Consider the following 20,810-nt stretch of genomic DNA (forward strand, 5'->3'; position numbering starts at 1 on the left):
GCGCCCCCATATCGATGTCCGTCCAGCCCCTGTCGATCCGTCCCGGTGAACGGCGGCGGTGCGGGTGGGCCGAGGTGGCCTCGCGAGGAGATGCGACCGTCATGCGAACCGGGATTGAGCCGCTGACCGCACGCAGTCCCCTGCGGATGCGGTTCTGGCTGAGTCTATGGGGTCTGATCTGGGCCGGTCTCGGCACGGCCCTGTTCGCGGTGGCCGGCCGCCGGGGCTGGGCGACGGCCTGCGGGGTGCTGTTCTTGGTGGCCGCCCAGCATGGCGATGGTTCTGCGCAATCTGCGATCCACGGGCGGTGGCCTCGCATTGGACTCGACGGCCGGTGGCCGGGACACTCGCGGGCAACGGCCGTGCCCGACCGTCAGCGGCGATATGGACCGCGACGCGGCCGACCACATCCACCACCTAGCAAGGACTTGTCCAGCCGATCACGCTGCTCGCTAAGGCGGCGCCGATGGAGTGGGCCTGATGAGTGCGGTGGAGTTCAGTCGGGCGGAAGCGGTTGCGCTCGTGCAGCGGATCATGGAGGCGGACGGCGCCTCCGAAGACGAGGTGGACGACTGGCTGGACAGGCTCGACCGAGCTCTGTCCTGCCCGTCCGGTTACGTCAGTGGCCTGGTTCTGGCCTCCGGAGCGGGAGTTGTCGGCCGAGGAAGTGGTCGACCAGGCTTTGGCGTATGGGCCGATTGCCTTGTGACGCCGGTACGGGTGTGGACTCAGAGGCATACGAGGGAGCAGCACCGATCACCCGGGCCTCGACACGTAACTACGTCGGACGACGCTTCATGAAGAACGACCGGCTCGACCACGCCGGCTACCTAGGGGCCTTCGCCACCCGCGCCCACTCGAAGGGTGCCAATGCCCACTACCGGCGACGACGCGAGGCAGGCGACCGGCATACTCAAAGCTCTGTGACACCTGTTCAACCGCATGGACGGCCGGCTCCACCACTGCCTCCAGACGAGTCCACTGCGGCGACTCCGTCGCCTTCGCCGCCACTCCGGGTAGGGGAAGTGACGAGCAGCTGACCCGGGGACTGGCTACCAGTGCACCGTCATGCTGCCGTCGGCGTTGATCTCCTCGCGCACCGTCTCGACGTGACGCTTCCAGGCCGGTACCTCTGCTTCGGCAGTCGCGCGGAGTCAGTCGGTGAAGGACGAGTAACTGCGGACGGGGACGTCTGCGTGCTCGCCTTCGGAGTATGACCAGACCTGCGGGCACCCGCCGCATGCTGGTGTGCCCGCACGATGGGGGAGTCGACCGAGACGTCCCAGTCGATCTCGCCTGCGGCGTCGGCCGCGGCCTGGACCTGCTGGAGCAGACGCTCCCATGTCCCGTCGGCCGACCACAGCCGGTGCCGTTCATAGACGGTCCATGCCCAGAACAACGTCCTGATCAAAGGCGAGTCACCTGACTGAGCTCGACAGATCCCAGAAGTGCGCTTGACTGCCAGGATGAACATCAACTCGACGGAAGTAAGTCCGTCTGTGACCGTGCAGGTCAGGCGTTTCCGCAACGGCGATTCGGTGGAGCAGCTCACTCGCCTGCTCCACCGCGCCTACGCAGACCACGCTGCTGCCGGGCGGGTCTTCTTCGCCTCCTACCAATCTCCGCAGGACACACAGCACCGCCTGAGCAGAGGCGAGTGCTGGGTCGCGATGAACGGAAACGTACTGGTCGGCACCGTCACCGTGTCAGCTCCACACACCACTCCGGCCGGATACCCAGCGCCAGCGGGCGGGGGCTCGTTCTGGCAACTGGCTGTCGAGCCATCGCAAAGAGGCACCGGTCTCGGACAACGGCTGCTGGCTCTGGCAGAGTCACGCATTGCTGCCCTCGGATCGACACAGGTCGTCATCGATACCTCCTCGCAGGCAACAGACCTCGTCGACTGGTATCGCCGGCGAGGGTACGCGCCGATCGGCACTTGGCGGTGGGACGTCACCAATTACGACAGCATCGTCCTCATGAAGGACCTGCCGCCCACGACTTCGTGATCGCCCGGAGAAGTCCCAGCCGGACCTTCCCCGGAACGGGGCGCCGCTGCCGGGCTGATGGTTAACCACCAACGTGGATGCCGGGACGGCGGCTGGCGTCGGGTTCGTGTTTGCGGATGATTTCGCGGGTGACTGGAGCGGTGTCGCCGCGGCCGATGAGGAAGTACCGGATCATGTGGACAGGGGGCTGCCTTCGGCCCAGGCGAAGTAGCAGTGGGGCTGGACGCCGGTGGTGTCGCGTAGGGCGAGGAGGATCGCGGCGATGGCGTTCGGCGCGGCCGGGGCGTCCGCGCGCAGGATCCGGTAGCCGTCGACTTCGACGCGGTGGACGGTGAGGGTGTCGCTGAAGTCGGAGGGGTCGACTACGTAGATTTCCAGGAATAGTACGTCGGCGGGCGGGAACCGGGTGGGTGCCGCGTTGTTCGCGCTCCTTGTCGGCGTACTCGACGACGTCTCCGGCCTGGCGGCGGTTGGCGATGATGTTGATCGACTGGTCGTGGGCGAGGATGTCGGTGATGGACTGGCGGGCGACCGGGTCGAAGGCGATGCGCTCCGCGCGCAGTTCGGTGGTGCGTGAGACCCGGTAGATCAGGGAGACGGCGATGATCCCGGCAATGAACATGCCGGAGATGGCGATGCCGTCGGGCTTGTCGCACGCTGTCGGCCTCACCCCGCTCTTCCAGCACACGGCGGGCGCTATCGGAAGCCGCCCCGCACCCCTTGGGGTGGGGCGGTGCCTTCACTGTGACGGGAGCGGGCTTGCTTGCCCACTGTGGGAGCCGGCGGCCGGGCACGCCTGAACGGGGGCTGGGCAAGCCACCCGCGTGGACAGCTTGCCCAGGCTTCCGGCTACGGGCGGTCCCGTCCCAGGCGCAGGATGTCGGCGTCGACCGGATGCCTGAATGGCGCAGGTATGGCGTGTCTCGACGGCGGCGCCACACCTTCTGACGTGGGGTGAGGCCGCCCGCTGAGCGTTGTGGCGGGTGCTACTTGAGGTGTCCGAGTGCCTTGGCGCGGCCCTGTGCCCAGCCGGCGAGGAGAACCCCGATGGCGAGGGCGGCGAGGTAGACGCATAGGGCGCCCGGGAACGGCAATCCGCTGAGCACCCCACGGTTGTCGTGGTTGACGAGCAGCCGGATCGCGCCTTGGCCGCTGAAGACCACTAAAGCCATGCCGACGATCAGCAGTACGACGAACTTCATGATGCCCTCCAGTCTTTTAACAATGCGCTTGCATTGTAATAGACTGTTGTCGGCGATGCAATGCGAACGCATGGGATCGTCAGGGAGGATGCATGCCGAAGATCGTTGACCACGAGGAGCGCCGACACCGGCTGGCCGAAGCCGTCTGGACACTGACGCTCCGCTACGGACTGGAAGGCGTGACACTTCGCAAGGTCGCGGTGGAGGCCGGGGTGTCCATGGGGCAGGTGCAGCACTACTACGCCACCCGGGAGGACCTGGTCCGTGACGCGATCGACCGCGCCGTGCGGGCACTGAACGCCCGGATTGAGGCATCCATCAAGGCAAGCGATCCGGCGAGTGCGGAGACGATGCTCCGTGAATGCCTGCGCGCGATGCTCGCCCGCGACCCGGAAAGCCTGCGCCTGCTCCAGCTGTCAGTCGCGGTGGTGGGAAGGGCGATCTCGGACCCGGCTATGGCCGGCGTGCTGGCGCCAGGCAGCGGCGAGCTCCTGGACTTCACCGCAGGGCTCATCGCTGCGGCCCGGCAGGAACGGGGCGCGCCGGCATGGGGTGACGGCCGGATCGACGCCGACATCTGCTGGAACCTGGCCACGAGCCTGGGAGTCGACGTCGCTCTGAGGCAGCGCTCTCCAGAGGAAGCCCTCAGGGTGCTGGACTATCACCTGGACAACCTCCTGACTGGCCACCGCCTCGCCGAGCCCATCACCCATGGCGAGTGACATCAAAGGTCATCGCGATTGATCATGCGGAGACACGCTCACTGACTCCCTGGTAGACCTCGAAACGACTCCCGCTCATACCTACACCGCCACCGCCGACAGTCCCCGCGTTCACGCACAGGCCCCCAGCCGTCCGCGCAGCCGGGCAGGTCATCACCGGCTGCCGGAAGCCGAAGCTGACCACCCACCCGTCGCCTTGGGCAGCGTCGCGCGCCAGCTGCGAGACCTCGGAGGCGGAGCGTGCGTCTTCGTCATCGCCACTCCTGTAGCCATCTGCTTCCTCTCCAACTCGGCACCCATGGCGATGACTTCAGCCGCGCTGTGCCCTCCGGTCGTGCCCTGCATGACCATCCTGCGGCAGAGCAGTGCCTGCGAACCGGGAATCCGCAGAGGCTCATCGAGCGAGGGCCGTCAGCCCCCACCCCTTTTGCAGTGCAGCCCTCTTGACGCTGATCGGCGACCGGGGATCGTGGCCGCTTGCGTCACGCTCCACCCCCAGAGGGGGCCGTCCCGCCACCCGTGCCGCCATCGAAGCGGCCCGCCGCCACATCGCCGCCGAAGGCTTCGACCCCGTGTACGGAGCCCGGCCCCTGCGCCGCTTCATCCAGCACGAAGTCGAGACCCGCATCGGCCGGGCCTTGCTGGCTGGCGATGTCCCGACGGCTCCAAGGTCACCGTCGATGTGTCACCGGCGATCGCCTCACCCTCACCTGGAGACCTCCCGACGCCGGGCCGGCACCGGAAGAGCAGGCGGCATGACTCCAAGAGGAAGCACTCGCCAAACCCGCTCGGCCGATTCCACAGCGGGGTTGGGTCGCCTGGCGGGAGGTGCCCTGGGGGGGGTGTTCCCGCGTGCTCGCCCACGTCCTGGTCGGTGGCCGCCAGGAGTTCTTCGGCCCGCTTCTCGGCTATCCGGCGGCCTGAAGAGGCGTCGCCGGCTCGGTTTTGAAAGGCAGGCCGGTCTCTTGTTTACCTTACGGGTCGACCCGTAAGGTAACTGTCATGAGCTCCTCTCCGCCCTCCAGGGGGCGCCCCAGGAATCCCCGATCGCACGAGGCGATCATCCACGCGACGGCAGAGCTGGTGGTCGAGGTCGGCTACGCCGCAACATCGATCGGGGCGGTGGCCGCGCGGGCCGGTGTCGGCAAGGACACGATCTACCGGCGGTGGCCGGGCAAGCCGGAGTTGGTCTTCGAGGCCGTCTTCACGACCACCGATGATGCTCCGGCCCCGGACACCGGAACCCTGACCGGGGATCTGACCGTAGTGCTGCAGGGCCTGGTCAACGAGTTCCACGCGCCTGCCGCCGCGGCGGCACTCCCGGGGCTGCTCGCTGACTTCGCCGCCGATCCGGAACTGAAGGAGCGCATCCGCGGCGACTTCCTGGCCCCGTCGAAGGAACGGCTGCTGGTCGTCTTCGAACGCGCCGTGCTGCGCGGGGAGATCACGGCCGAAACGCCTGTGGACCTGGTCCTGGACACGATGGCAGGAGCTGTGTTCTTCCACGTAGGACTGGTCGGGGAGCACCCTGACCAGCAGCTGGCCGCACTGCTGGCCACTGTCGTGGCCAAAGGAATCGAGGTCCGGTGAACGGCTGGCTACTCGCGGCAGGAATCACCGCACTCGGCGTGGCCGCAGTGCACATCGTCGGCGGGCACCGCGATGTCGTGCGCCCGCTGCTGTCCTGCGGGCTCGCGGACGAACCCAAGCGTGTCCTGCACGCCGTGTGGCACATGGTGAGCATCGACCTGGTGCTCTCCGGACTGGCTCTGCTCTACCTCTCCCTGACGGACAGTACGCCGGAGACCGGCCTGGTGGCATGGTTCGTGGCCGCGCACTTCATCGCGTACGCGGCAGCCTTCCTGATCGTCACCCTGTCCGTCGGCTGGCCCAGGCCACTACTCCGCCTGCCGCAGTGGATTCTGCTCCTGCCTGTCGCGGTGCTGGCAGCGGCGGGCGCCGCGTAGCCGCACCCTCGGAGAGCCTCCCGCGACCGCCGCTGTCCGCGCGGCCTCGAACTCGCAGTTGTGTGTCTCGACGATGACAACCCTCGGATGCGGACCCGGGCCGCCTACCTCCTTGCCTGGTTTCCCGAAGTCGCTGACACGACGCTTCCCCTACTGCTCGCCCTTGCCGGACGCGAGCCCGATCCCGTCGCAACGGCCACCGCCCTCGTCGCCGCGGGCATCGCCGGAACGCCTGCACTGTCCGAGGAGTTCGCCTCCTACCTGGACGCCGAGGACCGCCTCGTGCGGTGGGCGGCGGCAGTTGCGATCGCCTGCCTCAGCGAGCAGGACCTCCTTCCATCGTGATCAGGCCCGTCTCCGGGATGCCGTAGGCGTGAAGGAGTTCATTGGGCCAGTACAGCGTCAGCCTGTAGCAGGCCCCGGCCGTGATCTGCCGCGTCATCGAGAAGCACGGTGGCTTCGGAGTAGGCGTACTCGCACGGCTGTGAACTCATCGGGAGGCGTTGCCCCGTCCGAGGGTGCAGACGATCAACGGTCATGGGTGGCGGATCGCGGAACTCCGGCAGGGTGTGATTCGTGGCATCCGGATGGGATCCGATGTCATTCACCAGCACAACCTTGATCACAGCTGTGCCGCTAGCTGCGGTCCGGTCTCGGGCATGGATGGCGAGGAACGGCAGTGCACACAGCAGCTTGTAGACGACCTCCCCCGGTTCGACGAACTGCAGATCGACTTCGTCACCACCGATTTTCGACTGGTGCCTGTGCAGCGGAAGCACGATGGCGGCGCTGCCATCACGGTGCAGTTCAGCCCGTGCCGCCTGGTCTCCGCCAGCCTCTTGGACAAGGAGCCGGCGCGCCCCAACGGCGACATGGCCGAACATTCGGTGGCCCTGCCCGAGGTGCAGCTCCGTGTTCAGAAGCTCGAAACGGTACCGCTCGAAGGTGCCGGCGTTGATCACCATTTCGCCTGGCACCTCGGGCACCAGGGCCACGACGAGGTGGGGAGTGGTGCGCTCCACGACTGACAAGACGATGTCGCTCTCCACAATGGTCAGTCGCTCATCACGAGCCGCTGCCTCGGTGTAGCGAGCTCGATAGCCGGTTGCCACCATCGTTTCCGTGAGCCATTCGGTCTGGCTTCCCTCACGCCTGGGGTGACGAAGGACGTCCTTCGAGTCCTTCGTCGGAGTGGCTGTCACGGCGTGGGGAGCCTGCGGGCTGCGAGGAACGGCAAGGAGCAAGATCCCGTGTGTCGCATCATCCGGATCCGGGGCGCGGATCGGCTCGTACGGGACAGGCGGGGCCGTGTTGTTTGCGATGACCTGACGAATCCGCCGCAGGTGATAGTCGTCAAGGTCAACATCGAAGACCCGGCTTGGCACGCCCTTGGCCTCTGCCATGCCGATGACGAGGACCCCGCCTCGGTGGTTGGCCAGTGCGGCAACGCACTTGGCCAACTCCTCCTTGCCCTTGTCATCGGATCCATAGTGAGCCCGCTTGTAGTCGAGATCCTCCGCTTTGGCGGCCTCAGGGCTCCCTACCAGGCCTTTCACGTCCTGGTAGCTCAATTCATCCAGCCGCGCCCCAAACAGATCTTCCAAGCGCCGTGATCGCATCACCATGCATGAGAACTATCCCCAGGGACCGACTTGCTCCGCCGACCGCGAGCCCTGCCGCTCGCCGCGCGGCTGCGGGCCCTGCCGGCAGGCAACCGGTGGATGACCGACGAGGGACGCAAGCGCCCAGGGGCTGCTCGCCCGCGCGCCATCCGCTCGATGTCCCCCGTGCAAGATCCTCCCTCGTCCGCAGGAGGCGGACGGGGTGCCGCCGGCGGCCGTGAGCGACAGTCGTGTCTCCCTCGAATTCACCACCGACCTCGGGACGGGCACAGACATCCACCGGTGGGGCCGGCCGGCCGGCGCCCGGCGTGGACACGGACAGGCCGGCAGAATCCCCGCCTCCGGACCTGCAACCGCCGCGGAGGATCCGCGCGAAGACTGCGACTGGCGGCCAGGGTGTCCACTTCCGGGTGACTCCCCGGTCCGGCTTGGCCGCCGCCGCGTCGTGCGTGCTCGAGCATCGCCAGCAGGTCCGGTCTCGTCCTGGCCCACGTCGCCGGTCACCGGGAGCCAGCCGATGCACATCCTGCTCGTCGCGAGCGCGTTCAACAGCCTGACGCAACGGGCCCACGCGGAACTGCGCGACCACGGGCACAGCGTGACCGTGGAGCTGGCCCTCCAGGACGTGCCCTTGTGGGACGCCGTCTCCCGCCACCAGCCCGACCTCGTTGTGGCGCCCATGTTGAAGAGTGCCATCCCGCAAAAGGTATGGGAGGCGTACACATGCCTCATCGTTCACCCGGGCCCCGTCGGTGACCGCGGACCGTCCTCCCTCGATTGGGCGATCCACGAGGAGGTGAGCCGGTGGGGCGTGACCGTCCTGCAGGCCAACGCCGAAATGGACGCGGGTGACATCTGGGCGTCGGTCGCCTGCCCGGTGCCGCCCGTGGGCAAGAGCGACTTGTACCGCAACGAGGTGTCCGACGCCGCGCTGAGCGCGATCCTCCTGGCCGTCGAACGCTTCGCCTCGGGTACGTTCTCTCCTCAGCCTCAGCCTCAGCCTCAGCCTCAGCCTCAGCCCCAGACCGGCGGAGGCGCAGAGGGCGTCGCCCGCAGTCGGGCCTACTTCGACCAGGGGCTGCGCCGCATCCGCTGGGAGTCGGATGCGACCGAGACCGTGGTGCGTAAACTGCGCGCGGCCGATTCGTTCCCCGGCGTGCTGGACGAACTGCTGGGCAGGGAGTGGTATCTGCACGGCGGCCACCCGGAGGACGGACTTCGCGGCCGCCCGGGGGAGCTGCTGGCCACCAGGGCAGGGGCAATCTGCCGGGCGACTGCCGATGGCGCCGTGTGGATCCCTGAGCTGAGGGCTCGGCGTGCGCCCGGCGGACCGGCCATGTTCAAGCTCCCCGCCGTTCTGGCCCTGGGCGACAGCCTGCCCGGGCTGCACGAACACCCCGCACCGCCGCCCGCCGCCGACGCCTCCCTCCGGACCTGGGCCGACATCCGTTACCGGGAGGACGGCCCCGTCGGCTTTCTCTCCTTCTCCTTCCCGAGCGGCGCCATGAGCACCTCGCATTGCCGCCGTCTCCTGCGCGCCTACCGGACGGCCTCCTCTCGGCCCACGTCCGTGCTGGTACTCGGGGGTGGCCGGGACTTCTTCTCCAACGGGATCCACCTGAACGTGATCGAGGCGGCCGACGACCCCGGCGCGGAGTCGTGGGCCAACATCAACGCCATGGACGACCTGGTGGAGGCCGTTCTGACGACCACCGACCGGCTGGTGGTGTCCGCCGTGGGCGGCAACGCGGCCGCAGGCGGGGTGATGCTGGCCCTGGCTGCGGACGAGGTGTGGTGCAGGACGGGCGCGGTGCTGAACCCGCACTACCGCCTGATGGGCTTGTACGGCTCCGAGTACTGGACTTACACACTGCCCGGCCGGGTGGGCCCCGCGGTGGCCGACAGGCTCATGCGGGAGGCCCTCCCGCTGAGCGCCGCAGCCAGCCAGAGGCTCGGCCTGGTGGACCGTACGGTCGAATGCGGGCCAGAGGACTTCGCCGCCGAGACCGGCCGCCTGGCCGCGCAGCTCGCGTCCTCTTCCGCGACGCAGGCACGGATCGCAGCCAAGAAGGCCGAACGGGAGCGGCACGAGGCGGCCAAGCCGCTGGCCTCCTACCGGGAGGCGGAACTGGCCCACATGCTCCGCACCTTCTCAGACCCGGACGCCCCGTACCACGGGCTGCGCAGGGCCTTCGTACGCAAGCACCCCCCGGCCCGGACACCGCCCCACATCGGCGTGACCCTCCCGGGGAGGAGAACGGCGCCCCAGGTGTCCTCACACTGAGGCGGTGCCGGATCCGCCCCCGGCGCTGTCGCGGGGTGACCGGCTCCCTGCTATCAAGAAATGCGAAGGGGATTATGAACCGCTTCGTCGCATTCCTCCCCTAGGAGGCTTGGCCCCATGGATGCAGCAACGCCGACCACGGCCCCGTCCGAGACCGCCCCCGCCACGCCCGACGGGGAGGAGTCACCGATTCACATCCTCTGGATCAACGCGGGGCTGAGTTGCGATGGCGACTCGGTGGCCCTGACGGCCGCGATGCAGCCGAGCATCGAGGAGATCGTCCTCGGCGTGCTGCCCGGGCTGCCGAAGATCGCGGTCCACTGGCCTCTGATCGACTTCGAGTGCGGACCGGTGGGAGGGGCCGACACGTTCATCGAGTGGTTCTTCAAAGGCGAGCGCGGTGAGATCGACCCGTTCGTGCTGGTCATCGAGGGATCCGTTCCCAATGAGTCGATCAAGCAGGAGGGGTACTGGTGCGGGTTCGGCGACAACCCGGAGACCGGCCAGCCGCTCACGACCAGCGAGTGGATCGACCGCCTGGCGCCCAAGGCGTTGGCGGTCGTCGCCATCGGAACGTGTGCCACGTACGGCGGCATCCACGCGATGGCCGGCAACCCGACCGGTGCCATGGGAGTACCCGACTACCTGGGCTGGGACTGGAAGTCGAAGGCCGGCATCCCGATCGTTTGCGTACCGGGCTGCCCGATCCAGCCCGACAACTTCTCCGAGACCCTCACCTACCTGCTCTACCAGGCCGCGGGATCCGCCCCGATGATTCCGCTGGACGACAAGCTGCGTCCGACGTGGCTGTTCGGGGCCACGGTGCACGAAGGGTGCGACCGGGCCGGTTACTACGAGCAGGGCCAGTTCGCCACCACGTACGACTCGCCCAAGTGCCTGGTAAAACTGGGTTGTTGGGGGCCCGTTGTCAAGTGCAACGTGCCCAAGCGCGGGTGGATGAACGGCATCGGCGGCTGCCCGAACGTCGGCGGCATCTGCATCGCCTGCACCATGCCGGGATTCCCCGACAAGTTCATGCCGTTCATGGACGAGCCGCCCGGCGGCAAGGTCTCCAGCGCGGCCAGCGGTGCGTACGGAGCCCTCATCCGCAAACTCCGCTCCGTCACGGCCAGGACCGTGGACAAGGAGCCGAAGTGGCGTCACACGGGAGACGAGCTGACGACCGGCTACCGGCCCCCCTGGTGACCGGCCCTCCGACGTGCGACGCGCACGGCACCTGGGCCGCCACCTCGGCTGCGGACCCGGCAGCCCCCGGCTGATCATTCCATCCTGATCCGACCCCCTCCGTAACGAAGTCTTGAAGAAGGGCGCTGCGCAAACGATGGCACCGAAGACGAAGGCCGGCGACGACGGCAGTGGCCTGGTGGAGATGGCCTGGGATCCGATCACCCGGATCGTGGGCAGTCTCGGCATCCACACGAAGATCGACTTCAAGCAGAAGCGGGTGGCGGAGTGCTACAGCACCTCGTCGGTCTTCCGCGGCTACAGCGTGTTCATGCGCGGCAAGGACCCCCGCGACGCGCACTTCATCACCAGCCGCATCTGCGGGATCTGCGGTGACAACCACGCCACCTGCTCGGTGTACGCGCAGAACATGGCCTACGGCGTCAAGCCGCCGCACCTCGCCGAGTGGATCATCAATCTCGGCGAGTCCGCCGAGTACATGTTCGACCACAACATCTTCCAGGAGAACCTGGTCGGGGTCGACTACTGCGAGAAGATGGTCCGCGAGACCAACCCTGGCGTACTTGAGCTGGCCGAGCGCACCGAGGCCCCGCACGCCGGCGACCACGGCTACAAGACCATCGCCGACATCATGCGCTCGCTCAACCCCATCGAGGGCGAGTTCTACCGTGAAGCGCTGCAAGTCAGCCGCTACACGCGGGAGATGTTCTGCCTGATGGAGGGCCGCCACGTGCACCCCTCCACGCTCTACCCGGGCGGCGTCGGCACCATCGCCTCCGTCCAGCTCTTCACGGACTACTTGAGCCGCCTCATGCGCTACGTCGAGTTCATGAAGCGCGTCGTCCCGCTCCACGACGACCTCTTCGACTTCTTCTACGAAGCCCTGCCCGGGTACGAGGAGGTCGGCCGGCGGCGCGTGATGCTCGGCTGCTGGGGCGCCCTCAACGACCCCGAGTACTGCGACTTCACGTACGCCAACATGACCGACTGGGGACGGAAGATGTTCGTCACCCCGGGCATCGTCGTCGACGGCAAACTGGTCACCAACGACCTCACCGAGATCAACCTCGGCATCCGCATCCTCCTGGGCAGCTCGTACTACGAGGACTGGGCAGGAAAGGAGCAGTTCGTCACGCACGACCCGCTCGGCAACCCCGTCGACCCGCGCCACCCCTGGAACCAGCACACGATCCCGGCCCCCCAGAAGCGGGACTTCAACGGCAACTACAGCTGGGTGATGTCGCCGCGCTGGTTCGACGGCAAGGACTACCTTGCTCTCGACACCGGAGGCGGCCCCATCGCCCGCCTGTGGTCGACCGCCCTGTCCGGCCTCGTCGACGTCGGCTACGTCAAGGCCACGGGGCACAGCGTCGTCATCACCCTGCCCCGCACCATGACCAAGCCCGAGACCCGCTTCGAGTGGAAGATCCCGAAGTGGAGCAACGCGCTGGAACGCAACCGTGCCCGCACGTACTTCCAGGCCTACGCCGCGGCCATCGCGCTGCACTGCGCGGAGCAGGGTCTGGCGGAGGTGCGCGCCGGACGCACGCAGACCTGGGAGAAGTTCGAGGTACCGGACGAGGGCCTGGGCGTCGGCTTCACCGAGGCGGTACGCGGTGTCCTCTCGCACCACATGGTGATCCGCGACGGCAAGATCGCCAACTACCACCCGTACCCGCCGACCCCGTGGAACGCCAGCACGCGCGACACCTACGGAACCCCCGGACCGTACGAGGACGCCGTGCAGAACACGCCGATCTTTGAGGAGAACCCGCCGGAGAACTTCAAGGGGATCGACATCATGCGCGCCGTCCGCAGCTTTGACCCCTGCCTGCCTTGCGGCGTCCACATGTACGTGGGCGGCGGCAAGACCGTGCAGAAGATGCACATGCCGACCGGCCTGAGCGGCCTGGCCGGATGAGCGCGACCGAGGCTCCGCGGTCCCCGAACGCGGAGGAGGCCGGGCGGCGCGTCGAAGAGATCCTCGACCGGCTGACCGCCGCGGGGGACCCCGCGGCGGCTGCGGTGGCCGAGGAACTGATCCGGGTCCTGATGGACTTCTACGGCGCGGGCCTCGCCCGGATCGTCACACTGCTGCAAGCCCCCGCGGCGCGCACGGCGCAGGGTGGCCCGCTGAGCGGGCTGCTCGGCGACGAACTGGTCTCCAGCCTGCTCGTCCTGCACGACCTGCACCCCGAAGACACCTTGGCGCGGATCTCCCGCGCCCTGGAGAGCGTCCGGGAGCACGGCGTGGAACTCCTCGGATTCGACGACGCCACCGGGACCCTACGGCTGCGCTCCACCGCCGGACCGGGCGGCGGCTCGGGCTGCGGTTGCCCCGGCACCGGTCCGTCGGCCCGGCAGGTCGTGGAGGACGCCCTGGCCTGTTTCGCCCCGGAAGTGAGCCACGTGGAACTGGAAGAGGCTCCCTCCCCCCAGGAGCCGGCCCTGCTGCAGATCGGCGCCCGTCCGCCCACCGGCACCGCGGGCCGGCCGGCGCCGGCGGCGGCGCCGTGAGCGCGCCGCGGGCCCGGCCGCAGCGCCCGGCACCGGGCACCCGGCCCCAGGGCCTGCGCCGGTTCGCGGGGCCGCGTACCCCGCAGCCGGAACGGTGCGAGCTGTGCGGGGTGACGGTCGCCGACGACAACCACCGCCACCTGGTGGACACCGAGAAGCGCTCCCTGGCCTGCGCCTGCACCTCGTGCTCCCTGCTGTTCGCCCAGCCCGGCGCCGGCGGCGGCCGCTTCCGCACGGTCCCGGACCGCTACCTGGCCGACCCGGATCACGCCTTCGACGCCGCCGCCTGGGACCTCCTGCAGATCCCGGTCGGCGTCGCCTTCTTCTTCCGCAACGCCGCACTGGACCGGCTGGTCGCGCTCTACCCCAGCCCGGCCGGTGCCACGGAGAGCGAACTCGACCCGGTGACCTGGCAGACCGTACTGGGGACCAGCCGACTGGCCGGTCTGCTCGAACCCGATGTGGAGGCGCTGCTGCTGCACCGCAACGAGGGCCGTACCGAGTGCTACCTGGTACCGATCGACATCTGCTACGAGTTGGTGGGCCGCATGCGCCTGCTGTGGCAGGGGTTCGACGGCGGAGCCGAGGCACGGGCCGCTCTGCAGTCGTTCTTCGCGCACGTCGGGCAGCGGGCCCGGGCGGTCACAGAGGGAAGCAGACCATGACCGAGCTTTCCTTCGCCTGCACGGGCGTGCGCGCCGACCCGTACGCTGCCGGCCCCACCCTCGTCTTCCGGCTGCGCGTCACCGCGTCCGACGAGACCCGGGTGCACGCCCTCGCACTCCGCTGCCAGATCCGCATTGAACCGGCCCGCCGCGGTTACGAGGCGCAGGAAGCGGGCAAGCTGGCCGACCTCTTCGGCGAGCGCTCGCGCTGGGGCACCACACTTCAGCCGGTGCAGTTCGCGCAGGTCTCCCTCATGGTTCCCAGCTTCACCGGGGAGACGGAAATCGACCTCGTCGTGCCCTGCACCTACGACATGGACGTCGCCGCGACCCGGTACGCCGCGGCCCTCTCCGGCGGCGAGGTGCCGCTGCTCATGCTCTTCTCCGGAACGGCCTTCACCGGCGCCGGCGGGTTCCGCGTCCAGCCGGTGCCCTGGGACCGCGAGGCGACCTACCGGATGCCCGTGGAGGTATGGCGGGAGATGCTCGAACAGCACTTTCCAGGCTGCGGCTGGATCCGGCTGCCCCACGACACCATGGACGCCCTGCTCGCGTTCCGGTCGCAGCGGGCGCTGCCCTCCTGGGAGGCGACCGTGCGCGCACTCTTGGAGGCGGCCGCCCCGGCGGCTCACCGGACACCGGTCCGCACCCTGCCCCGTTCCGATGGCCCAGCGCCGCGCGTCACCGAGAGGACGGCGACATGACCACGACGGCCGTGTTCAGCCCCGAGACGGAGTCCCGGTTCGCCACCGCGCGGCAGGTGGCCGACGCGGTCCTGTTCGAGGGCTACGTGCTCTATCCCTACCGGGCCTCGGCGGCCAAGAACCGGCTGCGCTGGCAGTTCGGGGTGCTCGTACCGCCCGCCTGGGGCGCCGACCGCGAGGAACACGCCTTCCAGCGCACCGAATGCCTGATGGAACCCAGAGCAGGCGCCACGCTGGCGGCCGAGGTGCGGTTCCTGCGCGCCCAGCGACGCACCGTCCAACGCGCCCGGCCGGACGGCACGTTCGAAACGGTGGCGGAACTGCACCTCCACGACCGCGTCCTGGTCCCCTGGGACGAAGGCACCGAAGAACGCGTTGAGATCGTGGCGACCGTGGCCGAACTGACCGGAGACGGGATCGTCGTCCCCTTCGCCCGGCCCGCCGGTGAAGAGACCGAACCGGTTCACGGCGCGGACGGCACGCTGGTGGGCCGCCTCGTCCGTCGGTACGACGAGGCCGCCGGCGTCGTACGGCTGTCCGCGAGCGAACTCGACGGCCCGTACCGGGTGATGCGGCTGACGGCCGTGGTGGAGAACACCAGCACGTGGGCCCCGGCCGACGGCGCTGCCGACCGCGACGCCGCACTGCCCCACTCGCTTGTCTCCACCCACCTCATGCTCTGCCTCGACACCGGCTCCTTCGTCTCGATGACGGACCCGCCGGAGTGGGCCAAGGGAGCGGTGGCGTCCTGCCGGAACCGGAACACCTGGCCGGTGCTGGCCGGCGAACCCGGCCGCGCCGACCTGGTGCTCTCTTCCCCGATCATCCTGGAGGACCACCCCGCCATCGCCCCGGAGAGCCCGGGGGTGCTGTACGACGCCACCGAGATCGACGAGATCCTCGCCCTGCGCACCGCTGCTCTGACCGACCAGGAGAAGCGCGAGGCCCGCGGGACCGACGCGAAGGCCGCCGCCGTGATCGACCTGGCCGACTCCATGCCGCCCGAGGTACTGGAACGACTCCACGGAGCGGTCCGGGCCCTGCGCGAGATCACCGGACCGGGCCCGTCCGGACTCGCCGGTACGGACTCGCCCGCACCGCCCGACCCCTTCGACGCGCCCGGTGTCTCCCGTCCCGACACGCCCTGGTGGGATCCTGCGGGCGACGCCGGTCTCGACCCGGCCACCGACCGGGTACTGGTCGACGGCCGCCCGGTCGCCGCGGGCAGCCGCGTGTTGCTGCGTCCCGGCCTGCGCCGCACCGACGCACAGGACCTGTTCCTGCACGGGCGCAGCGCCCTGGTCGAGGCCGTACTCCACGACGTGGACGGGGGAGTGCACCTCGCCGTGACCGTCGAAGGCGATCCCGGCGCGGACATCCGCCGCGAACAGGGACGGTTTCTGTACTTCCAGCCCGACGAGGTAGCCCTTCCGGAGGACGCGTGAACACCGCTCCGCCCGGCAGCGGCCGGACCCTGGTCGCCGGAGTCGGCAACATCTTCCTCGGCGACGACGGCTTCGGCGTGGAGACGGTGCGCGCGCTGACCGGGCGCCAACTGCCCGAGCACGTCGAGGTCGTGGACATCGGAGTACGGGGCGTACACCTCGCGTACCAACTGCTCGACGGATACGACACGCTGATCCTCGTCGACGCCACGGCACGCGGCGGCGACCCGGGGGCCGTGTACCTCATCGAAGCGGGAACGCCGGGCGGCCTCGAGCCCGAGGGGGCCGTGCTGGACGGACACCACATGTCGCCCGACGCGGTCCTGGCCCTCCTGGACACCCTGTGTTCCGGCACCGGTGCGACGCCTCCGCGGCGCACGCTGGTGGTGGGATGCGAACCCGCGTCCGTCGAGGAGGGCATCGGCCTCAGCCCCGAGGTGGCCGCCGCCGTACCCGAGGCCGTTCGATGCGTCCTGGACCTCGTAGGCCCGAGCACCCATGAAGCACCCGGACGCAGTGCCGTGGCACGACCGGCCGGAACATGAGGAGCACACCATGAAGAAGTCCGTGATCGGCAGCGCCGTGGCCGCTACCGCCCTGCTCGCCCTGGTCAGGCAGGTCCTGCCCGACATCAGGCGCTACCTGCGCATCCGCAGGATGTGACGCGGCCGCTGCACCGAACGGGGGCACGCGGGGTGCGGCACCGGCGAGTCACGGAGCCCGCCCCCGCAGCCCGCCGTGTAATGGTGCCCAGCGGACGGGCCGCACTCTGACCGGCCTGCGCCAGGACGGAGACCGATGCACGAGATGTCCATCGCGATGGCCGTTGTCGGCCAGGTGGAGGAAGCGGCCGCCAAGGCCGGCGGCGTCCGGGCTGTCACCTCCGTGCGGCTCCAGGTGGGCGAGCTGGCCGGGGTCGTCCCCGACGCACTGGCCTTCTGCTTCGAGCTCGCCTGCGTGGGGACCCTCCTGGAGGGCGCCGAACTGATCGCCGAATCGGTGCCCGGCCGCGCCGGCTGCGCTACCTGCGTGGACGACTGGGCGGTCGGCACGCCTCCGCAACTGTGCTGCCCGGCATGCGGTCAGGCGACCGCCGAACTTCTCTCCGGCCGCGAGCTGCAGATCGTCAGTGTGCGGTGGGAAGACGGTCCGGCCCGTGACCGCACCCCAGAACCTGTCTCCGAGGAGCGCTGAACCATGTGCCGAGTCGTCGACCTGCAGCAGGCGGTCCTCGCCAAGAACGAGACCACCGCCCACGCGCTGCGCACCGGAATGGCAGCGCGGGGCACCACCGTGATCAATCTGCTGTCCAGCCCAGGGAGCGGGAAGACGGCCCTGCTGGAAGGCGAACTCCTCCTCGCACGTGAGCGGGGAGTGCCGGTCGCCGCGCTGACCGCCGATCTCGCCACGGAGAACGACGCCAGGCGCCTGGCCCGCTCCGGCGTGCCGGTCAAGCAGGTCCTCACCGACGGACTGTGCCACCTCGAGGCGGACATGCTGGGCCGGCATCTGGAGGGATGGCTGCCGGACTCCACTCGGCTGGTGTTCGTGGAGAACGTCGGGAACCTGGTCTGCCCCGCCTCCTACGACCTCGGTGAGGCCTTGCGGGTCGTACTCGCCTCGGTCACCGAGGGCGAGGACAAGCCGCTGAAGTACCCCACCGCCTTCGGCCTCGCCCAGCTCGTGGTGGTCACCAAGACCGACATCGCCGATGCCGTCGGGTTCGACGAGCCGGCGTTCCGCGCCCACGTCGAGCAGGTCAACCCCGGAGTGGAGGTGGTCCTGACCTCCGCCCGCCGGGGCGAAGGGCTGGGCGTGCTGCTCGACCGGGCGATGGCGGTGGCGGACGGAGAGCCGGCACACGAACCGGTCATGGGCCGCCGGCACCGAGGGCACCACCACACGGACGGCTCCCCGCAGACGAACGGTTCGCACCCCCACGCCCACCCCCACGACTGTGCGGATGATCCCGGGCAGTCCGCGTACGTGACATCCGCCGGCCCCTCCGCCCAGCCCCGCGCGTGAGCGCTCCGCATCCGGGCACTGCCGGCGTCCCCGCACCACAGCGCCGCCGGGTCATGGTCCGGGGTGTCGTACAGGGCGTGGGTTTCCGGCCGTTCCTGTACGGCCTGGCCACGGCCATGGAGCTGTCCGGCCACGTGAGCAACACCGCGGAAGGCGTGGTGGCGGAGGTCGAGGGGGCACCCTCAGCCGTGGCACTGTTCTGCGACCGGATCGCCGCGGAAGCGCCCCCGCTGGCCGTGGTGGAGTCCGTCGACCACCAGGACGTTCCCGCCTCCGGCGGTGCGGGGTTCACCATCATCGCCTCCCGGTCCGAGGGACCGGGGCGCACGCTGGTCTCGCCGGACGTGGCCACCTGTGCCGCATGCCTCGCCGAGCTGGCCGATCCGGCCGACCGGCGCCACCGCCACCCGTTCATCACCTGCACGCACTGCGGCCCGCGCTTCACCATCGTCACCGGCCTGCCGTACGACCGGGCCCACACCACGATGGCCGGCTTCCCGATGTGTCCCGACTGCGCCCGCGAGTACGCCGATCCGGCCGACCGCCGGTTTCACGCGCAGCCCGTCGCCTGCCCCGCCTGCGGGCCCCGCCTGCGTCTGCTGCGCACCGGCGAGGACGGCACCCCCCGTGAGGTGCCCGCCGCGGACCCCGTCGCGGAGGCCCGCAGGCTCCTGGCCGACGGCGCCATCCTCGCCGTCAAGGGCCTCGGCGGCTATCACCTTGCGTGCGACGCCTCCCACGCCGAATCGGTGGCCCTGCTGCGCCGCCGCAAGGCCCGCGGCGACAAGCCCTTCGCCCTCATGGCCCGCGACAGCGCCGACATCGAGCACCTCGTGCACATCGGCCCCGCGGAGCGCGCCCTGCTGACCGGCGGAGCGCGGCCCATCGTCCTCTGCCGGCGCCGGGCCGTGCCACTACCGCGGCTCGGGGCCCCGGGAGTGTCGGACGCCGTCGCGCCCGCCAGCCCGGACCTGGGTGTCATGCTTCCGTACACACCCCTGCACCACCTGCTGCTCGGCCTGCCCGCAGACCCCGCAGGGCCGCGCCTGCTCGTCATGACCAGCGGGAACACGGCCGGCGAACCCATCGTCACCGACGACGCCCAGGCACTGGAGCGGCTGGCTCACCTGGCCGACGCCTGGCTCACGCACGACCGCCCGATCCAGGTGCCGTGCGACGACTCCGTGGTGCGGGTGTGCGACGGAGAACCCATGATCCTGCGCCGCTCACGCGGCTACGCCCCCCTGCCCATCACCCTGCCGGTGTCCGTCAGGCCCGCCCTCGCGGTCGGGGGAGACCTGAAGAACGCGTTCGGCCTGGCCGACGACCGCCGCGCCTGGCTGTCCGCCCACATCGGGGACATGGACGACCTCGCCACGCAGTACGCCTTCGAGCGCGCCGAGCGGCAGCTGGAGTCGATCACGGGGGTGGCTCCCCTGGCGCTGGCCGCCGACCGGCACCCCGGCTACCGCTCCGGTCAGTGGGCCGAGCGGCACGCGGCCGGCCGGCCCCTCGTGCGGGTGCAGCACCATCACGCCCACGTCGCGGCGGCGATGTCCGAGCACGGGCTGGACGGTACCCACCGGGTGATCGGCGTCGCCTTCGACGGCACCGGATACGGCGACGACGGGGCAGTGTGGGGCGGGGAGTTCCTGCTCGCCGACTACGACGGCTTCACCCGGTTCGCCCACCTCGCCTATGTCCCGCTGCCGGGTGGCGACGCCGCCGTGCACCGGCCCTACCGCATGGCACTGGCACACCTGCGCGCGGCCGGCATCGCCTGGACGGACGACCTGCCCTGCGTGGCGGTCTGCCCGCCCGAGGAACGGCGGGTGCTGGAAGTCCAGATGAAGCGGAACCTGAACTGCGCACCCACATCCAGCATGGGCCGGCTCTTCGACGCCGTGTCCTCGCTCGCGGGGGTGTGCCACCGGGTCGGATACGAGGCGCAGGCCGCCATCGAACTGGAGGCCGCGGCGCTCACCGCCGGGAGCACCGAGAGCACCGAGGGCGCCGCGGAAGGTCGTACCGGCTACGCGTTCGCCCTCCGCCCTCCTGAGCGGGCCCTCGAGGCGGCGTGGACCGCTGACCCCGCGCCCGTCCTGGCGGCGATCGTGGACGACGTACGCGCCGGTGTCCCGTCGGCAGTCGTCGCGGCACGCTTCCACCGCGCGCTCGCCGCCCTCGTCCACCGCACCTGCGGCGTGGTACGCGAGCGGCACGGGCTGGACACCGTCGCCCTGACCGGCGGGGTGTTCGCCAATGTGCTGCTCTCCTCGGCCTGCGCCGAGGCGTTGCGGAAGGACGGTTTCACGGTGCTGCGCCACAACCAAGTGCCCCCGAACGACGGGGGACTGGCGCTCGGCCAACTGGTGATCGCCGGCCACAGAACCGCCGACTGACGCCCCACCCGCACGGCGGGTGCACGGACCACCACAGCGA

20 protein-coding genes and 5 pseudogenes are annotated in these 20,810 nt (G+C 69.8%); 22 read left to right on the forward strand and 3 right to left on the reverse strand.

Going from position 1 to position 20,810, the window contains the following annotated elements; genetic code table 11:
- The first annotated feature begins 101 nt into the window (after positions 1–101).
- From IE136_RS36980 to IE136_RS36820, 3 pseudogenes are all read left to right on the forward strand, one after another.
- Positions 102–456, forward strand: a pseudogene (locus tag IE136_RS36980) (DUF6343 family protein).
- A gap of 24 nt (positions 457–480) precedes the next feature.
- Positions 481–709, forward strand: a pseudogene (locus IE136_RS36005) (bacteriocin immunity protein).
- A 22-nt stretch (positions 710–731) separates the two neighbouring features.
- Positions 732–1,020: pseudogene (locus IE136_RS36820) on the forward strand (hypothetical protein); the annotation flags it as partial.
- Positions 1,021–1,216: 196 nt separating this feature from the next.
- Here IE136_RS36820 and IE136_RS26715 read toward each other — a convergent pair.
- Positions 1,217–1,384, reverse strand: a pseudogene (locus IE136_RS26715) (IS5/IS1182 family transposase); the annotation flags it as partial.
- Positions 1,385–1,466: 82 nt separating this feature from the next.
- Here IE136_RS26715 and IE136_RS26720 point away from each other — a divergent pair.
- Entirely contained in the window at positions 1,467–2,009 is a 543-nt protein-coding gene (locus IE136_RS26720) for a GNAT family N-acetyltransferase (RefSeq protein WP_158983682.1), read from the forward strand.
- 418 nt (positions 2,010–2,427) lie between these two features.
- The gene (locus IE136_RS26725; protein ID WP_189601622.1) at positions 2,428–2,586 is read left to right on the forward strand and encodes a hypothetical protein; all 159 of its coding nucleotides are present in this window, start codon (positions 2,428–2,430) and stop codon (positions 2,584–2,586) included.
- Between the two features lie 409 nt (positions 2,587–2,995).
- On the opposite strand, the gene IE136_RS26730 is transcribed toward IE136_RS26725, so the two are convergent.
- Entirely contained in the window at positions 2,996–3,211 is a 216-nt protein-coding gene (locus tag IE136_RS26730; protein ID WP_158983680.1) for a hypothetical protein, read from the reverse strand.
- Between the two features lie 92 nt (positions 3,212–3,303).
- On the opposite strand from IE136_RS26730, the gene IE136_RS26735 reads away from it, so the two are divergent.
- From IE136_RS26735 to IE136_RS26755, 5 genes and pseudogenes are all read left to right on the forward strand, one after another.
- Positions 3,304–3,933, forward strand: a complete 630-nt coding sequence (locus IE136_RS26735) for a TetR/AcrR family transcriptional regulator (protein WP_189601623.1) — start codon at positions 3,304–3,306, stop codon at positions 3,931–3,933.
- Between the two features lie 530 nt (positions 3,934–4,463).
- Positions 4,464–4,615 (forward strand): annotated as a pseudogene (locus IE136_RS36825) (ClpB D2-like domain containing protein); the annotation flags it as partial.
- A gap of 320 nt (positions 4,616–4,935) precedes the next feature.
- Positions 4,936–5,523 (forward strand): TetR/AcrR family transcriptional regulator, encoded by a 588-nt coding sequence (locus IE136_RS26745; RefSeq protein ID WP_158983676.1) that lies wholly within the window; start codon positions 4,936–4,938, stop codon positions 5,521–5,523.
- Entirely contained in the window at positions 5,520–5,900 is a 381-nt protein-coding gene (locus IE136_RS26750) for a hypothetical protein (RefSeq protein ID WP_158983674.1), read from the forward strand. The genes IE136_RS26745 and IE136_RS26750 overlap by 4 nt, the downstream gene beginning before the upstream one ends.
- 87 nt (positions 5,901–5,987) lie before the next feature.
- Positions 5,988–6,245: a hypothetical protein gene (locus tag IE136_RS26755; protein WP_158983672.1), complete on the forward strand. Its 258-nt coding sequence runs from the start codon at positions 5,988–5,990 to the stop codon at positions 6,243–6,245.
- A 38-nt stretch (positions 6,246–6,283) separates the two neighbouring features.
- Here IE136_RS26755 and IE136_RS26760 read toward each other — a convergent pair whose 3' ends face one another.
- Positions 6,284–7,504: an AlbA family DNA-binding domain-containing protein gene (locus IE136_RS26760; RefSeq protein WP_189601624.1), complete on the reverse strand. Its 1,221-nt coding sequence runs from the start codon at positions 7,502–7,504 to the stop codon at positions 6,284–6,286.
- A gap of 535 nt (positions 7,505–8,039) precedes the next feature.
- On the opposite strand from IE136_RS26760, the gene IE136_RS26765 reads away from it, so the two are divergent.
- The 12 genes from IE136_RS26765 (at position 8,040) to hypF (ending at position 20,770) form a co-directional block, all read left to right on the forward strand.
- Positions 8,040–9,806: a hydrogenase maturation protein gene (locus IE136_RS26765; protein WP_189601625.1), complete on the forward strand. Its 1,767-nt coding sequence runs from the start codon at positions 8,040–8,042 to the stop codon at positions 9,804–9,806.
- Between the two features lie 117 nt (positions 9,807–9,923).
- Positions 9,924–11,012 (forward strand): NADH-quinone oxidoreductase subunit B family protein, encoded by a 1,089-nt coding sequence (locus IE136_RS26770; protein WP_189601626.1) that lies wholly within the window; start codon positions 9,924–9,926, stop codon positions 11,010–11,012.
- A gap of 136 nt (positions 11,013–11,148) precedes the next feature.
- Positions 11,149–12,933 (forward strand): nickel-dependent hydrogenase large subunit, encoded by a 1,785-nt coding sequence (locus IE136_RS26775; protein ID WP_158983664.1) that lies wholly within the window; start codon positions 11,149–11,151, stop codon positions 12,931–12,933.
- Positions 12,930–13,529 carry a NifU-related iron-sulfur-binding protein gene (locus tag IE136_RS26780; protein ID WP_189601627.1) on the forward strand — a complete coding sequence of 200 codons (600 nt, stop codon included), beginning with the start codon at positions 12,930–12,932 and terminating at the stop codon, positions 13,527–13,529. Before IE136_RS26775 ends, IE136_RS26780 begins: the two co-directional genes overlap by 4 nt.
- Positions 13,526–14,194: a DUF5947 family protein gene (locus IE136_RS26785; RefSeq protein ID WP_229819178.1), complete on the forward strand. Its 669-nt coding sequence runs from the start codon at positions 13,526–13,528 to the stop codon at positions 14,192–14,194. The genes IE136_RS26780 and IE136_RS26785 overlap by 4 nt, the downstream gene beginning before the upstream one ends.
- Positions 14,191–14,898 carry a DUF6084 family protein gene (locus IE136_RS26790; RefSeq protein WP_158983657.1) on the forward strand — a complete coding sequence of 236 codons (708 nt, stop codon included), beginning with the start codon at positions 14,191–14,193 and terminating at the stop codon, positions 14,896–14,898. The genes IE136_RS26785 and IE136_RS26790 overlap by 4 nt, the downstream gene beginning before the upstream one ends.
- Positions 14,895–16,343, forward strand: coding sequence for a hypothetical protein (locus IE136_RS26795; protein ID WP_189601628.1), 1,449 nt, complete (start codon positions 14,895–14,897; stop codon positions 16,341–16,343). Before IE136_RS26790 ends, IE136_RS26795 begins: the two co-directional genes overlap by 4 nt.
- Entirely contained in the window at positions 16,340–16,888 is a 549-nt protein-coding gene (locus IE136_RS26800) for a hydrogenase maturation protease (RefSeq protein WP_158983651.1), read from the forward strand. Before IE136_RS26795 ends, IE136_RS26800 begins: the two co-directional genes overlap by 4 nt.
- A gap of 10 nt (positions 16,889–16,898) precedes the next feature.
- Positions 16,899–17,006 carry a DUF6893 family small protein gene (locus IE136_RS36830; RefSeq protein WP_373309141.1) on the forward strand — a complete coding sequence of 36 codons (108 nt, stop codon included), beginning with the start codon at positions 16,899–16,901 and terminating at the stop codon, positions 17,004–17,006.
- A 135-nt stretch (positions 17,007–17,141) separates the two neighbouring features.
- Positions 17,142–17,537 (forward strand): hydrogenase maturation nickel metallochaperone HypA/HybF, encoded by a 396-nt coding sequence (locus IE136_RS26805; protein WP_158983649.1) that lies wholly within the window; start codon positions 17,142–17,144, stop codon positions 17,535–17,537.
- Between the two features lie 3 nt (positions 17,538–17,540).
- Positions 17,541–18,368 carry a hydrogenase nickel incorporation protein HypB gene (gene hypB / locus IE136_RS26810; RefSeq protein WP_189601629.1) on the forward strand — a complete coding sequence of 276 codons (828 nt, stop codon included), beginning with the start codon at positions 17,541–17,543 and terminating at the stop codon, positions 18,366–18,368.
- A gap of 53 nt (positions 18,369–18,421) precedes the next feature.
- Positions 18,422–20,770, forward strand: coding sequence for a carbamoyltransferase HypF (hypF, locus tag IE136_RS26815; protein ID WP_189601648.1), 2,349 nt, complete (start codon positions 18,422–18,424; stop codon positions 20,768–20,770).
- Positions 20,771–20,810 lie beyond the last annotated feature (40 nt).

It is taken from the genome of Streptomyces lateritius (assembly GCF_014649715.1).
In the GTDB taxonomy this organism is placed as follows: domain Bacteria; phylum Actinomycetota; class Actinomycetes; order Streptomycetales; family Streptomycetaceae; genus Streptomyces; species Streptomyces lateritius.